The organism is Myxococcota bacterium (assembly GCA_041389495.1).
Lineage (GTDB): Bacteria > Myxococcota_A > UBA9160 > UBA9160 > UBA4427 > JAWKRT01.
In genome coordinates, this window is the sequence record JAWKRT010000001.1 from 193849 (window position 1) to 208829 (window position 14981).

General features: G+C 73.9%; 13 protein-coding genes. 5 read left to right on the top strand and 8 right to left on the bottom strand.

The features are described 5' to 3' along the window. Positions 1-4 precede the first annotated feature (4 nt). The 6 genes from rfbC to R3E88_00930 form a co-directional block, all read right to left on the bottom strand. Positions 5-559: a dTDP-4-dehydrorhamnose 3,5-epimerase gene (rfbC, locus tag R3E88_00905; GenBank protein MEZ4215011.1), complete on the bottom strand. Its 555-nt coding sequence runs from the start codon at positions 557-559 to the stop codon at positions 5-7. Next, positions 556-1428 (bottom strand): glucose-1-phosphate thymidylyltransferase RfbA, encoded by an 873-nt coding sequence (gene rfbA, locus R3E88_00910; GenBank protein MEZ4215012.1) that lies wholly within the window; start codon positions 1426-1428, stop codon positions 556-558. Before rfbA ends, rfbC begins: the two co-directional genes overlap by 4 nt. Before the next feature lie 77 nt (positions 1429-1505). Continuing rightward, positions 1506-2774 (bottom strand): DNA topoisomerase IV subunit A, encoded by a 1269-nt coding sequence (locus R3E88_00915; GenBank protein ID MEZ4215013.1) that lies wholly within the window; start codon positions 2772-2774, stop codon positions 1506-1508. A 41-nt stretch (positions 2775-2815) separates the two neighbouring features. Then, positions 2816-4447: a DNA topoisomerase VI subunit B gene (locus R3E88_00920; GenBank protein MEZ4215014.1), complete on the bottom strand. Its 1632-nt coding sequence runs from the start codon at positions 4445-4447 to the stop codon at positions 2816-2818. Between the two features lie 103 nt (positions 4448-4550). Continuing rightward, entirely contained in the window at positions 4551-4763 is a 213-nt protein-coding gene (locus R3E88_00925) for a hypothetical protein (GenBank protein ID MEZ4215015.1), read from the bottom strand. 264 nt (positions 4764-5027) lie between these two features. Next, positions 5028-6584, bottom strand: coding sequence for a YifB family Mg chelatase-like AAA ATPase (locus tag R3E88_00930; GenBank protein ID MEZ4215016.1), 1557 nt, complete (start codon positions 6582-6584; stop codon positions 5028-5030). A 402-nt stretch (positions 6585-6986) separates the two neighbouring features. Between R3E88_00930 and R3E88_00935 the strand changes: the two genes are divergently transcribed. Further along, entirely contained in the window at positions 6987-8132 is a 1146-nt protein-coding gene (locus tag R3E88_00935) for a hypothetical protein (GenBank protein ID MEZ4215017.1), read from the top strand. Between the two features lies 1 nt (position 8133). Further along, positions 8134-9537: a VWA domain-containing protein gene (locus R3E88_00940; GenBank protein ID MEZ4215018.1), complete on the top strand. Its 1404-nt coding sequence runs from the start codon at positions 8134-8136 to the stop codon at positions 9535-9537. Here R3E88_00940 and R3E88_00945 read toward each other — a convergent pair. Next, positions 9534-11006: a cytochrome P450 gene (locus R3E88_00945; protein MEZ4215019.1), complete on the bottom strand. Its 1473-nt coding sequence runs from the start codon at positions 11004-11006 to the stop codon at positions 9534-9536. The two genes, R3E88_00940 and R3E88_00945, sit on opposite strands and share 4 nt — an antisense overlap. Before the next feature lies 1 nt (position 11007). Then, positions 11008-11943, bottom strand: a complete 936-nt coding sequence (locus tag R3E88_00950) for a hypothetical protein (GenBank protein ID MEZ4215020.1) — start codon at positions 11941-11943, stop codon at positions 11008-11010. Between the two features lie 404 nt (positions 11944-12347). On the opposite strand from R3E88_00950, the gene R3E88_00955 reads away from it, so the two are divergent. The 3 genes from R3E88_00955 to R3E88_00965 all read left to right on the top strand — a co-directional run bounded on the left by R3E88_00955 (position 12348) and on the right by R3E88_00965 (position 14900). Continuing rightward, a complete protein-coding gene (locus tag R3E88_00955; GenBank protein MEZ4215021.1) occupies positions 12348-13580 on the top strand; it encodes a patatin-like phospholipase family protein in 1233 nt (410 codons plus the stop codon). A 172-nt stretch (positions 13581-13752) separates the two neighbouring features. Beyond that, positions 13753-14577 (top strand): NRDE family protein, encoded by an 825-nt coding sequence (locus R3E88_00960; protein ID MEZ4215022.1) that lies wholly within the window; start codon positions 13753-13755, stop codon positions 14575-14577. Further along, entirely contained in the window at positions 14574-14900 is a 327-nt protein-coding gene (locus R3E88_00965) for a hypothetical protein (protein MEZ4215023.1), read from the top strand. The genes R3E88_00960 and R3E88_00965 overlap by 4 nt, the downstream gene beginning before the upstream one ends. Positions 14901-14981 lie beyond the last annotated feature (81 nt).

A 14981-nucleotide genomic window follows, 5' to 3' on the forward strand; every position in this document is an offset into this window, starting at 1 on the left:
GTGCTCAGACCGCGCGTCGCGGGAGCCGATCGCGCTGCGCGGCGAGCGCGGGTGCCGCCGCGTCGCGCGCCGAGAGCAGCGGCGCCTCGACGGGCCAGTCGATCCCGATCTCCGGGTCGTTCCACGCGACCACGATCTCGGCCTGCGGGACGTAGAAGTCCGTGCACTTGTACTCGAACTCGGCGACGTCGCTCGTCACGCAGAAGCCGTGCGCGAAGCCCGGCGGGATCCACAGCTGGCGGAAGCTCTCGGCCGTGAGCTCGACGCCCACCCAGCGGCCGAACGTCGGCGACCCGAGCCGGATGTCGACCGCCACGTCGAACACGCTCCCCGCCACCGCGCGGACGAGCTTGCCCTGCGCGTGCTCGACCTGGGCGTGCAGCCCGCGCAGCGTGCCGCGCACCGAGCGCGAGTGGTTGTCCTGCACGAACACGGCGTCGATTCCGCCCTGTGCGTACTTCCGCGCCTGATACGTCTCGAGGAAGAAGCCGCGATCGTCGCGGTGGACGTCGGGCTCCACCAGCACGACCTCGGGGATCGCGAGCGGCGTGAACTTCACGAGCGCCCCCGCAGCATCTGCAGCAGGTACTCGCCGTACGCGTTCTTGCGCATCTCGTGCGCGATGCGCTCGACGTCCTCGCGCGACAGGTAGCCCTTGCGGTACGCGATCTCCTCGAGGCACGCGATCTTGAGACCCTGCCGCTCCTGGATCGTCTGGATGAAGTTCGCGGCCTGGAGCAGCGACTCGTGCGTGCCGGTGTCGAGCCACGCGATGCCGCGGCCCAGCAGCTCGACGTGGAGCTCGCCGCGGCGCAGGTACTCGACGTTGACGTCCGTGATCTCGAGCTCGCCCCGCGCGGACGGCGCGAGCCCCTTCGCGACCTCGACGACGTCGGCGTCGTAGAAGTAGAGCCCCGTCACGGCGTAGTTCGACTTCGGACGAGCGGGCTTCTCCTCGATGCCGACGGCGCGCCCGGCTTCGTCGAAGTCGACGACGCCGTAGCGCTCCGGGTCGCGCACCCAGTAGCCGAACACGGTCGCGCCCCGCTCGCGCGCCGCGGCGCGCGCGAGCGACTCCGGGAAGCCGTGGCCGTAGAAGACGTTGTCGCCGAGCGCGAGCGCGCAGCGCTCGCCGGCGATGAACTCCTCGCCGATCACGAACGCCTGCGCGATTCCGTTCGGCTCGGGCTGCACGGCGTACTGCAGGCGCAGGCCGAGGTCGCCGCCGTCGCCGAGCATGCGCTCGAAGTACGGCCGGTCGTGCGGCGTGGTGATGACGAGGACGTCCCGCATGCCCGCGAGCATCAGCGTCGAGAGCGGGTAGTAGATCATCGGCTTGTCGTAGATCGGCAGAAGCTGCTTGCTCACGCCGCGCGTGATCGGATACAGCCGCGTGCCCGACCCGCCGGCCAGGACGATTCCCTTCACGATGAACGGTGCCTCCGGACAGGGGGGCGGCAGCCTAGCAGTCCGCCTCGACGGCGAGCGAGCGGCGCGCGCGCGTCCTACGGCAGGAATGCATCGGGGGCGCGCAACTTCGCGGGCAGGTACTCGTCGATCACGTAGTTGAGGCCCCACTTGGCGAGCGCCTGCTGCTCGGCGCGCACACCCATCGCCAGCAGCTGCTCGATGGCGGCGCGCCACTCGGCGTGGGCCTTGAAGAAGGGGTCGTTGTCCAGTGCGTCCTTCGCGCGCTTGACGTCGACGTCCTGCAGCGGATGGGTCGGCAGCTCGTAGTCGACGATGTCCTGCGGCGTCACGCCGAGGTAGCGGGCGTGCGGGACGCAGAAGAACTGCGACAGGTGCGCGGCGTTCCCGGACCCGACCTTGAGCGTGCGGTAGATGTTCGAGATCCCGTACGGGTCGCAGTCGACGAACGCGTAGACGGGCAGGTCGCACTCGTCCGAGAGCTTGCGGATGAAGCGGCGCGTGGCGCGCGTCGGCACGCCCGCCATCGAGACGAGGATGCAGTCCGCCGTCTGCCAGAACTTGTGGCTCTGCAGCCGCTGGAACACGCCTCCCGTCTCGATCGCGAGGATGAACTTCGCGTTCGTCTCGAACGACAGGTGCTCGACCGAGCTCGGGATCGAGTACGCCCCCGAGCCGAAGCGCGTGCAGTCGATGCGCTCGACGACGCCCGTCTCGCGGTCGGCGTCGAGCACGACGAGCTGCCCGGCCACCGCGCCGCCGTGCTCGTCGGGCACGAAGCGCAGCTCCTCGCGCGAGACGCCGCGCATCGAGAACATCGCCTCGATGTCGTCCATCACCGTGTCGGACTCGGTCTGCTCGTCGAACTTGGCCTCCTCCCAGTTCTTGCTCTGGTAGTAGGCGTCGCGCTTGGTCGCGAAGTCGTTCGTCTCCACGAGCTCCTTCGAGAGCGCCATCATCCGCAGCGTCTGCGCGAAGCTCTTGACGGTGTTCACCGTGAGCGTGCGCACCTTCCGCTGCTTCCCGATCTCGAAGAAGCCCTTGCGCTCGGAGTAGGTGACGTTCGAGAGCGCGCGCACCGGGAACGCGAGGTCGGGCTTCCGCTTCTTCAGGATGTCCGCGTGGACGCCGCGCGCGGTGTCGGCGATCAGCGAGACGGTCTGCGCGTCGCGCGCGCGCGGCGTGGCCTTCGCGCCGGCCTTCTTCGCGGTCGCCTTCCGCGCTGCCGGCTTCTTCGAACCCACCTTCTTTGCACGCGGCTCCTTCGCGCCGGGCTTCTTCGTCGCCTTCGTCCGCGTCGCCTTCGTCCGCGTCGCCTTCGTCCGGGTCGCCTTCCTCGCTGCCATCGCGCCTCGCTGTCGCGCGCGCGTCGCCGCGCGCCTCGGGTTCAGGCCGTGCGGCTGCGCTCGAGCACGTCGGCGAGCCGGTCGGCGACGCGCGTGCGCTCGCGGTCGTCGAAGCCGAGGATCTCCTGCAGCCCGATCGCCACCTGCGGGATGTACTTCTCGATGTACGCGCGCTTCTTGCGCTCGTCCGCCTCGCGCCGCCGCTTGCGCACGTGCGTCGCCATCCTCCGCCCGCACTCCTGCAGGCCGAGGCGGATCTCCTTGACGATCTCGGGATAGGAGGCGATCGCCTCCTTGCTCTCGGAAGTGAACGGCACCCACACGCTCGCGATGTGCACGAGCAGGAGCATCGGCCCGACCGGGAGCGAGCCGCGCGGCTGCTGCAGCTGGTAGGCCTTCCAGTCGGTGCTCGTCACCGCCTTCGTGATCGCGCACGCACCCTGCTGGTACTGCAGCGGAACGCGATTCGCGTAGCGGTAGAGCGTGACCGGCTCGTCCGCGCCGAGCGCGCCTCCGTACGCGAGGCCGACCTCGACGAGGAACGGGTTGCCGCGGTAGACCGTCGGGCGGCGCGTCACCGTCGCGAAGAAGTCGGCGTCGACCTCGGCGCGCAGCGCGCGCAGCAGCAGCTCCTCGCCGATCGGTGCGATGCAGTCGGTCGGCGGGTTCATGATCTTCGTCTTCTGGATCGCGCGATGGATGCGCTCGGCCTCGTCGCGCGAGATCTCCGCCGGCCGCCGCGTCGGCGCGATGCCCGCGCGCTCGCAGATCTCCGCCGCGGTCCGCGCCGACACGCGCGAGAAGTCGCCCTGCAGGCACGTCTTGACGTTGCGCGCCTTCGTGTCGCGGAACATCTGCATCAGCACGCCGAGCTCGACGCCGTACGGGTGCGGCTGGATCTCCGCCGTGTTCGCGGGCAGCTCCTTCGTCACGCGCGGGTACACGACGGGCTCGCCGTCCTTCGCGTCGGGCGGGCGGTAGACGATCTCCGCGTGCGGGTTCGCGAGCGAGATCTGCCGGACGTACGCGTCGACCGAGTGCTGGCCGCCGCGGTACGCGCCCTCGAGCTCGATCTCGACGCGCGTCCCGTGATCCTTCTTCCAGCGCACCACCTCGTCCTTGCGGACGCGCGGCTCGTTGCGCTGCGTGTCGATCACGAGCTCGAAGAAGTGCGCGTCGCGGCCCTTGCCGGTGCGCGTCGTGATGCGCACGGGCTTGCCGGTCGTGAGCAGGCCGTACATGCCGGCCGCGCTGATGCCGATGCCCTGCTGACCGCGGCTCTGGCGCAGCCGGTGGAACTTCGAGCCGTACAGGAGCCGCCCGAAGATCTTCGGCACCTGCGCGCGCACGATGCCCGGGCCGTCGTCCTCGATCGCCACCACGAAGCGCGACTCGTCGACCGGGTCGATCGACACCTCGATCGACGGCAGCAGGCCCGCCTCCTCGCACGCGTCGAGCGCGTTGTCGACGCCCTCCTTGACCGTGGTGAGCAGGGCCTTCGCCGGATTGTCGAAGCCGAGCAGGTGGCGGTTCTTCGCGAAGAACTCGGAGACGGAGATGTCGCGCTGCTTCGCGGCCATCTCCTGCGCCGTGCGCGTCGGGCGCTGCGCCGGCTTGGCGGCGCGCGGCTTCGCGGCGCGCGACGCGCTCTTCTTCTTCCTGCGTGCGGTCACGCGCACGGCCCCCCTGGTCGCGCTCGCGCGCGTCCGTGTGCGGCACCGGAGGGTCGCGGATGGAGAGGGACTTTCAAGGCGGCGACGCCGACGCGTCGTGCGTTCAGAAGGAGTCGAGGGGCTCGTCGCGGAAGTTTCCGACGAGGCGCGCGCGGCCCGAGCGCAGCATCGACATCACGGTGGCGACGATCTCGCGCTCGTCGTCGGTGACCTCCGCGACCGCGGTCACGAGCTCGAGCAGGGTGACGTCGATCGTCGCGGCCGCGCGCCGCGGCGTCGCGAGGGCGCGGCGAGCGCGCGCGGGCTCGGGCCTCATCCGGTCACCTCCTCCTCGACACGCACCCAGCGAATGCGGTGGGCCGCCGCGCGCGCTTGAGAAGCACTTCGCATGCCATCGGTGCCGAGCACGTGCGAGAGACCCGAGCGGCCCGCCTGACGCGCACCTCGCGCCCATCCGCCGCGGTCGGCGGCATGGGGGGCGCGCGCGAGCGACGGAATCCGCGCGCTCGGGTGACGGGATCCGGTCCCTTTCGCGCTCGGGCTCCGATGGCGGTGGAGTCGCCGCTCCTCGCAGCCCACCTCACGGCGGCCGTTCGCGCGGCATCGGCGTCGCGCGCTCGAAGGCGGCCTCGATCGCACTGGGGTCGCGGTACGAGAGCGCCTCGGCCATCGCGGCCGCGTCGACCACCTCCCGCCCGTCGAGGTCGCCGCACGTGCGCGCCACGCGCAGCGCACGCCGCGCGGCGCGTGCGGACAGCCCGAGCCGCTCGACGGCGCGGCCGAGCAGCGCGCGTGCCTCGTCCGTCGTCTGAGCGAGCCGCTCGAGCGACGCATCGTCGAGCGCCGCGTTGGGCCGCCCGGCGCGGCGCTCCTGGACGTCGCGCGCACGCGCGACGCGCTCGCGCGCCTCCCCGGACGTCTCCGCTTCGTCGCTGCACGACGCCGCGAGGTCGCGCCAGGCGACGGGGCGGACGCGCACGTGGAGATCGATGCGGTCGAGCAGCGGCCCCGAGAGCCTTCGCGCGTAGCGCGCGATCGCGCCGTCGTCGCAGCGGCAGTCGCGCTGTCCGCTGCCGTGCCAGCCGCACGGGCACGGATTGCACGCGGCGACGAGCTGGAAATCCGCCGGGAGCTCGCAGCGGTAGCGCGCGCGGGCGAGCCGGATGCGGCGCTCCTCCATCACCTCGCGCAGCGCCTCGAGCACGCGCCGGTCGAACTCCGGGAGCTCGTCGAGGAACAGCACGCCGCAGTGTGCGAGCGAGACCTCGCCCGCGCGCGGCGGGTTGCCGCCGCCGAGCATCCCAGCCGGGCTCGCCGTGTGGTGCGGTGCGCGAAAGGGCCGCGTGCGCGCCGCGACGGCGCCCGGGCGAAGCAGCCCGGCCGCGCCGTGGATGCGCGTCACGTCGACGCGCTCGCTCGGCGAGAGCGGCGGCAGCAGGCCGGGGAGGCAGCGCGCGAGGAGCGTCTTGCCCGCGCCGGGCGGGCCGCAAAGGAGCAGCCCGTGGCCGCCCGCGGCCGCGACCGCGAGGGCGCGCTTCGCCGCGGCCTGCCCCCGGACCGTCGACAGGCACGGGCTCGGCGCCCCTTCCGCCCCGTCGTCCGAAGGGGCGCACGCGCGCGGGAGCGTCGCGGCGCCGAGCAGGTGGGCGACGACGGCGCCGAGTGCCGACGCCGCGCGGACGTCGACCCCGTCGGCGAGCGACGCCTCCGCCGCGCACGCGGCGGGCACGACGACCTCCGTGCAGCCGGCGTCGCGGGCCGCGAGGGCGAGCGCGAGAGCGCCCGGCACCGGGCGGAGCCGTCCGTCGAGCGCGAGCTCGCCGACGAAGGCGCGCCGCTCGAGCGCCTCGGGCTCGAAGGCGGACTGGGCGCCGAGGATGCCGATCGCTATGGCGAGGTCGAGGCCCGCGCCCGTCTTGCGCACCTCCGCGGGCGCGAGGTTCACCGTGACGCGCCGGTCGGGGAAGCGCAGGCCCGCCGCGGCGATCGCGGCGCGCACGCGCGCCGCGCTCTCGCGCACCGCTGCCTCGGGCAGGCCGACGACGTCGACCCGCGGAAGCTGGGAGCTGATCCGGACCTCGACCTCGACGAACGCGCCGTCGACGCCGACGAGCGCTGCGCTCGCGACTCGCGACAAGCGGGGCCTTCGCGGGACCGGACGGGGGGTGGCGGGGCGGACGCGCTCGAACGAGCGGGAGATCGAAGGCAGGGCTCCCAGGGGAGGAGCCCTGCCTTCTACTCTTGAAAAGCCCCTCGAGGAAGGGACTCCGTACAGCTGGGAGTGGTCGGCTCGCGGCGAATGTGTCAGAAGTCTTCTCCACTCCGCGCAATGTCTTGCGCGCTCGCGCCCCGAGCGGGCCGGCCGCGACGACGGCAGGAAGGCGATGGATCGCCGCGTCGCAGCTCGCGAATGACGCGCCGGCGATCGCGCGGAGCCGCACCCGGGGGGCAGCGTGCGATGACGTCGGGGTGCGCAATCGGACGGGGCGCAATCGGACGGGGCGCGTGCGGCGGTGCGCGCAGCGGGGAGCGGCGCGCGATGCGCGGTCTGTCGGGCGCCGGTCGCGCGCGCGGGGCGCCGCGCACCGCGCGACTCGCCATCGCCGCCGTTCGCGCCTCGCGCGTCGCGCTCGCTGCGGCGGCCCTGCTCGCCGCGCCCGGGTGCGCGCCGCCGCCGGGCCTCGACGCCGATGGCGCCGCGACCGCGGCCCCCGAGGCGGCGGCCGAGGCCCGTGTCCCCGCGCGTCCGCGCGACGCCGGCGACTTCGACCCGGTGCGCGCCCGCGAGCACGCGTCCGCCCTCGCCGAGCACCCGCGCGACGCCTCGCGCTACCTGCGCGAGCAGCTCGAGCTCGCCGGCTTCACGGTGCGCGCGGTCGCGGCCGCCGGCGCGCCGGAGCCGGACGCGGCCTCTGCGTCCCTGGTCGCATGGCGGGCGGGCGAGCGCGACGACGCGCTGCTCCTCGCCGCTCCCGTCGTCGATCGCCGCGGCACGCCCAGCGCGGCGGCGCTCGCGCTCGAGGCCGCGCGCGCGCTCGCGGCCGCGCGGAAGCCGTACGGCACGCTCGTCGCGCTCGTCGGTCCGACGCCCGCCGCGCGCGACGCGACCGGAGCCACGAGCGCGCCGGCCGCGCGCGACGAGGCCCTCGCCGCGCAGCTCGCATCGGTGGGCGCACTCGGACGCGCCATGCACCGCGCGGGCGAGCTCGTCGGCGTGCGCGCGGGCTTCTGGATCGACGGCGTCTGCGGCGACCCCCCGCACATCGCGCGCGATCTCGCCTCGCACGGCGCCCATCGCGAGCTGCTGCTGCGCACGGCGCGTGCGCTCGGCCGCGCGTCCGCGTTCGAGAGCGAATCGTTCTCGACGCCGCGCGCCGGTCACGCGGAGCTCGCGGCGCTCGGCGTGCACGGCCTCGTCGCGCTCGTCGACGACGCCGAGTCCGCCGGTCGTGGGTGCTCGCTGGCGGGGCTCGACGCGGTCGGGCCGCCCCTCGTCGCGACGGCGCGCGCGCTCGAGGAGCGCCTCGCCCGGATCGAACGTTATGCGTCCTCCGCGGCGGCGACGACGGCGAGCGATCCGGTCGAACGCCGCGCCGCTTCGCTGCCGACGCCCGCCGCGCGCGACGCGACCGGAGGCGAGAGCGCGCCGGCGGCGGGCACTGCAGCGCGCGACGGCGGCTCCTGACGTGCGCGCTCGTCGCGCTCTCCCGCATGCGCGGCCGGCGCGCCTGCGCGCACCGTCCGCGTTCGCGCTCGTCGCGCCGTTCGTGCTCGTGCTCGTGCTCGTGCTCGCGCTCTCGTTCGCGGGCGTCGCGCCTCCCGCGCGCGCCGCGGCGCCGTCGGCCGACGTCGTCGAGGTCGTCGTCGATGCGCCGCTTCCGGGCGAGCGCGTCGAGAACGACGTCCACATGGTCGCCGTGCGCGGCCGCGCGCGCGCGGGCGACGAGGCCTGGAGTGCCTTCGACGTGCTCGTGGCGATCGACGTCTCGTACTCGACGCGCGAGCCGAGCGGCATCGACGTCGACGGCGACGGCGAGGTCGGCTTCGATCCCGAGCGCGAGCTGGTGGAGCCCGGCCGCTATCCCGAAGGCACGGTCTGCACGGATCCCGACGACACGATCCTCGCCGCCGAGGTCTCGGCCGCGGGCGTCCTGCTCGGCGAGCTCGACGCGGCGCGCACGCGCGTCGGCCTCGTCGCGTTCTCCGGCGAGACCGATCCGGAGACGGGCCTCCGCGTCGCGCCCGACCAGCGCGACGCGTGGGTCGTCGTTCCGCTGACGCACGACTTCGGCGAGGTGCGCGCAGCGCTCGGCGACCTGCTGCGCGAAGGCCCGCGCAACGCGACGAACTTCGCGGCGGCCATCCGCCTCGCGGTGACCGAGCTCGCGGGCCTGCCGGGCGCGCAGAGCGCGCCGCGCGAAGGCGCGCGGCGCGTCCTGCTCTTCCTCACCGATGGCCAGCCGAGCTTTCCGTACGGGAGCGGCGCGGTGTCCGATCGCCAGGACGTCGAGGCGGCGATCGACGCGGCGCGCCTCGCGGACAAGGCGAGCGTCGTCGTCAACACCTATGCGCTCGGGCGGCAGGCGCTCGCCCGGCCGGTCGCGGCGACGGAGATGGCGCGCATCACGTCGGGCACGTACACCGCGGTGAGGAACCCCGGCGACATCGTCCACTTCCTGAAGGGCATCTCGTTCGCGAACGTCGACGACGTCCTGATCGCGAACCGCACGCTGCGCGAGGTCTCCGTCGACGTGTCGCTCGCGCCCGACGGCAGCTTCTCCGGGCTCGTGCCCGCGCGCCCCGGCGCCAACGAGCTCGAGGTGACGGCGCTCGCGAGCGACGGTCGCGAGGCCAGCGCCGTCCTCGAGATCGAGTTCGCCGAGGCGACGCTCGGCGCGCGCGAGCTCGAGCGCGAGCTCGCGCGCATCCGGCAGCGCAACAAGGAGCTGCTGCGCCTGCTCGAGCGCGAACGCATCGAGCGCTTCCGCGCGCGCCGCCGCGAGGTCGTGATCGGCGAGGACGCGGAAGGGGACGCGAGTGCGCCGTCGGAGCGCGCCGCGCCGCCGCCGCCCGATTCCGGGCGCGACTAACGAAGATCGACGAGGTCGAGCGCGCTGCCGCGCACGCGCGCGCGCCGCGAGGGCGTGCCCGCCGGCAGGATCTCGATCGGAACGCCCGGGCTCGGCGCCATCGTGACGGTCGTGCGCCGATCGATGCGCGCGCCGTCGACGACGCGGAGCGAGAAGCGCTGCAGCAGACACGCGAGCGCCACGAGCATGCTCTGCTTCGCGAAGCTCGTGCCGACGCACATGTGGAGCCCCGCGCCGAAGGGAAGATAGGCGTAGGGCGGGGGCGTCGCGCCCTCGAGCCAGCGTTCCGGCGCGAAGCGCCGCGGCTCGGGAAAGCTCCCGGCATCGTGGTGGAGCGCGCAGTAGGGGACGAGGATGCGCGACTTGCGCGGGAGCGCGCGGCCGCCGAGCTCGACGTCTTCCGCCGCGATGCGCGCGCCGAACGGCACGATCGGGAACAGGCGGAGGCTCTCGTCGATCGCCGCGTCGAGGAAGCGCAGGCGCGCGAGCGCGTCGGGCGTGGGGCGGGCCGAGCCGAGCACCCCGCGCACCTCGTCGGTCGCCCGCTCGAGCGCGCGCGGATGCTGCGCGAGCAGGAAGAGCGTCCACGCGAGCGCGTGCGACGTCGTCTCGTGCGCGGCGAGGAAGAAGATGTGGACGTGCCCGAGGACGTCGCTCGCGCGGAGCGCCCCGCCCGCGTCGCCGCCCGCGCTCGCCGCGGACCCGTCGAGCTCGCGCGCGAGGTGCGTGAGCAGGTCGCTGCCCGCGAAGCCGCTCTCGCGCTTGCGCGCGAGCAGGGCGAGGGCGGTGCGCTCGAGCCGCTCCGCCTTCCGCAGCATCGCGCGGTAGCGCGAGCCCGGCAGGTCGTACGGGAGGAGTCGCGGGACGACGCGGTAGCTGTCCGCGAGCCAGTCCTCGACCTGGCGCCCGAGCGCCTCGGCCTCGTCGAGATCGGCGATCCCGAACAGCGACGCCGCGGCCGCGCCGCGCGCGAGCTCCTTCGCGTCGCGGGCGACGTCGCGCCGCTGCCCCACCGCATAGCGACCGAACACGCGCAGCGCGCCGTCGACCATCGCGTCGCAGAGCGGCTCGACCGCGCGCGGCTGCATCGCGGGCATGACGAGTCGGCGATGCCGGCGGTGCTCCTCGCCGTGCATGCGGAAGATGCTGTGACGCAGCCGGCGGTGGGCGGAGCCGCGCGGCCCCGAGAGCGTGAGCGAGGAGTTGCGGAAGCGCGGGTCGTGCAGGACGAGGCGCAGCAGCGCGGGGTCGGTGCTCACGACGACGGGTCGCGCGGGCGCGCGCGCCCGCCCGCGCGGGCGCTCGAACACGAAGGTCGGCTCGCCGCGCGCGGCGAGCGCCGCGAACGCGCGCACGGGGTCGCGCTGGAGGTCGAACGCGAAGCGCGCGAGGGCGAGCGGGCCGCGGTGCGTCCACGGTGCGAGCGCCGCCGCGTCCTCGGCGCCGCCGGCGGTCGCGCTCGCCGCCACGCTACAGCGGCCGGAGGCCGGGCTTCGCGAGCTCGCGGCGCACGAGCTTGCCGGCGCGATAGCTCGACACGATGTCGGCCCGTCCGTCGCCGTCCACGTCCTCCTCGCGGCGCGTGAGCACGGCCTTGCCGTCCTGCTCGTCGAACGTCTCGAAGACGTCCGGCCGCCCGCGGCCCTGCTTGTCGCGCTCGATCCGCGTCACGAGCTCGGTGCCATCGCGCACCGCGAAGCGGTACCAGGTGTCGACGCGGCCGTCGTAGTCGGCGTCCTCGTCGGCGGTCGTCCGCACGCGCGCCTCGTAGTGGACCGTGCGATCGACCTTCCCGTCGTCGTTCGCGTCGTGCTCCTCGAGCACGAGGTCGCCGTCGCGGAAGGTGTAGAAGGCGTCGCGCACGCCGTCGCCGTCGCGGTCGACCTCGCGGCGCGTCATGCGGCCGCGCGCGTACTCCTCGAAGCCGTCCGCGCGTCCGTCGCCGTCGTCGTCGACCCGCCGCCGCACGAGCTGGCCCCACTCGAAGTCGCTCCACGCGTCGAGCTTGCCGTCGTAGTCGCGGTCCTCCTCCTGCCGCAGCAGGAAGCCGGACTCGGGATCGACGAAGCGCAGGAGCTCGGGCCGTCCGTCGCCGTCCGCGTCGAGGAAGCGCTGCAGGACGAGCATGCGATCGCGATTGCCCCACTCGCCGGCGGGAATGGCGACCTTCTCCTCGTCGAAGATCGCGACCGGGAGCTCGCGGATCTCGGGCGCCGACGGCGCGCGCCGCGGGTCGGCCGCGGCGCCGGCTGCGGTGCGCACGTCGCTCCCCGGCGGCCGAGGATCGTCCGCGCCGGGCTCGGCCATCAGCCGGTCGAGGAGCTCGCGCTGCTTCTCGAGCTCCGCCTGGAGGTCGGCTGCCGACGGGTCCGCCGCCGCCGGCGCGGCGGCGAGCAGGGCGGCCACGAGCGCGAGCGCGCCGGCTGCGGCCGCGCGGCGCGGCAGAGCGGATCCCGAGCGCGAGGGTCGGGGCTTGCGTAGCGGATGGGGGAGCAGCGGCATTCCTCGCTTCCGAACGGGGCGGACTGCGCCGGGGCGCGCGCCCCGGCCCGGGCCGCGGTGCTCGCCCGTGCCGCGGGCCGCTCGAGGTGCTTCATTTCGACCCCGGCTTGCCGTAAGTATTGCAGCACCGGGGAGTCGCCCGCCGGCGCGATGGCCGCGCCGGGCCCCGCGCTCGTTCGACGCGAGCCGGCCCCCGTTCGGTTCTGTCTCCCGAGGCGCGCGCGCTTCGCGAGGCGCAGCGCGAGGCAGGTCGTTTGGGGCTGACGCTGATTCGGAAGCGGCGGGGGCCGCCGCCGCGCGACGCGCGCGTGGCCCTCGTGCTCGCGGGCGGGGCCGTGTCGGGCGGCGCGTTCAAGGTGGGCGGTCTCAAGGCGCTCGACGACTTCCTCGTCGGGCGGCGTGTGAACGACCTCGATCTCTACGTCGGGCTCTCGGCGGGGTCCGTGCTGGCGGTGCCGCTCGCCGCGGGCATCACGCCGAACGAGATGGTGCACGTGCTCGACGGCACGAGTCGCCGCTTCCGCCAGCTGCGGCCGCTCGACTTCTACCACCCGAACCTGCGAGAGCTCGTGTCGCGGCCGGCGAGCTTCGCGTGGGCGATGGCGACGCACGGGCCGCGGCTCGGCGCCGAAGTGGCGCGCAGCCTGCCCGAGCTTCCCGGCGCGCTCGCAGGCGCGTGGAGCGGGATGCTGCGCCGTCCCGGCTACGCGTCGTTCGAACGGCTCGTGACCGACCTCGTGCGACACGTGGCGCCGTCGCGCGAGCTGCCGTCGATCGCCGACCACATCCCGTCGGGGCTGTTCGACAGCGCGGGTCTCGAGCGCTGGCTCCGGACGAACCTCGAACGCATTCGCATTCCGAACGACTTCCGTGGATTCGCGGAGCGGACGGGCCGCGACCTGTTCGTGTGCGCGTGCAACCTCGACACGGCGCAGCGCGTCGTCTTCGGGCCGGGCGCGAGCGAGCAGGCGACCGTCTCGCAGGCCGTGCAGGCATCGACGGCGCTCCCCGGCTTCTACAAGCCGGCGCGCATCGGCGCGGTCGACTACGTCGACGGCGGCGTGCGCCACACCGCCAACATCGACGTCGCGATCGAGCGCGGCGCCGATCTCGTCATCTGTTACAACCCGTTCCGCCCGTTCGTGAACGACGTCGAGCGCGAGGGGAGCTTCCTCTCGGATCGCGGCTTGCGGCTCGTGCTGAACCAGACGTTCCGCACGCTGCTCCACTCGCGGCTCGAGCTCGGCATCCAGCGCTACCTGAACGACCACCGCTTCCAGGGCGACATCGTGCTGCTCGAGCCCACCGAGCGCGACGCGCGCTTCTTCGCGCTCAACCCGCTCGCGTTCTGGAGGCGAGGCGAGGCGCTGCAGCACGGCTTCGAATCCGTGTGGGCCACGATCGACCGCAACTTCGAAGAGCTCGCCGACGTGCTCGGGGGCTACGGGCTCGAGATGAGCCGCGACGCGGCGGCGAGGCGCGCTCGGCGCGTCCGCAAGCTGCGCGGCTGGGCGGCGGACGTCGATCCCGTCGCGGCCTGAGGCCCCACGGCGCGTGGCGCGCGCGGTGCGGGGCGCCGCGAAGCGTCATATGTGGCCGATTCCCCATTGAAAATCGTGCCCTTCCTGGTAAGCTACCCGGGCCGCGAGATTCGCTGCTCGCGCACGTGGGGGCTCCCTCCGGGGTCCTCGCCTCTGCGCCCACGCGGGCCCCATGTGCACGCTGATCGCACTCCATCGCTGCGTCGACCGTGCCGGCCTGCTGATCGCTGCGAACCGCGACGAGTTCTACGAGCGCCCCGCGTCGGGGCCCGCGCTGCGAGCCACGCCTTCGGGCCCGATCGTCGCGCCGCTCGACCTCCGCGCCGGGGGAACCTGGCTCGGCGTGAACGCGCAGGGAGTCTTCGCCGCCTTGACGAACCGGCCGTGCACTGCGCCCGATCCGACTCGCCGATCGCGCGGGCACGTCGTCATGGAGGCGCTCGCGGCGCCGACGGCGGAGCGGGCGGCCGAGCAGCTGGCGGCGATCCCGGCCGCCGTCCACAACCCGTTCAACGTGTTCGTCGCCGATGGGCACCGCGCGTTCGCGCTCGTGTACGGCGGCGATCGCGCCGGTGAGCTCCGCGAGCTCGCACCGGGGGCCCACGTCGTCGGCAACGCCGATCCGGACGACCGCACGAACCCGAAGGTGGCGCGCGTGCTCGCACGGGCCGAGGCCGCCGCCGGGCTCGGCGCCGACGCCGCGCTCGAGGCGCTCGCCGACGCGTGCCGCGAGCAGGGCTGCGGCTCGCCGCACGGCGCGCTCGGCGACACGTGCGTCCACACCGACGGCTACGGGACGCGCAGCTCGCTGCTCCTGCGCCTCGCGCGCGACGGCGCGCGGGCGTCGGAGGAACCGTTCGGCGGCGACGACCGTCTGCTGTTCGCCGACGGCGCCCCCTGCACGACGAGCTACCTCGATTTCACTCCCCTCCTGCGCGAGCTGACCCAACGGGCGCGCTACGCGCGGGGGCGGGATCACGGAAGGAAGGCACAGTGAGACGAATCGGCAGCAACATCCGCAAGCAGAACTCGAAGGACAAGCAGCACCGGGTGACGAAGAACATCATCGTCTACTCGGAGACGCAGAAGCCGAAGAACGAGTATCCCAAGAGGATCGTGTCGCCTCCGTCGCCGTCCCAGTGCTGTACCGAAGAGAACCGCGACGCCGTCGGCAACCCGAAGGAGATCGAGGGCTTCAAGTTCCAGTACAAGATCTGCCGCAAGTGCGGCCACGCGGTGAAGTACTACTTCCCTGCCGTCGAGTCGACGAGCAAGGCCGTGCAGGAGTACCGGGAGTCGAACCGGTACATGGTGCGCTAGCCGCGCGGCGCGCTGGCCACCCGTCGCGGCAGTCACCCGAGCCGCGTACGCTGCAAGGCGGTCTCGCCCCCGGCCCTTCCC

What these genes read in the sequence shown, in the direction of transcription:
- R3E88_00915 (MEZ4215013.1), bottom strand. Translation starts at nt 2,774, where the DNA reads ATGGCAGCGAGGAAGGCGACCCGGACGAAGGCGACGCGGACGAAGGCG.
- R3E88_00925 (MEZ4215015.1), bottom strand. Translation starts at nt 4,763, where the DNA reads ATGAGGCCCGAGCCCGCGCGCGCTCGCCGCGCCCTCGCGACGCCGCGG.
- R3E88_00935 (MEZ4215017.1), top strand. Translation starts at nt 6,987, where the DNA reads ATGCGCGGTCTGTCGGGCGCCGGTCGCGCGCGCGGGGCGCCGCGCACC.
- R3E88_00960 (MEZ4215022.1), top strand. Translation starts at nt 13,753, where the DNA reads ATGTGCACGCTGATCGCACTCCATCGCTGCGTCGACCGTGCCGGCCTG.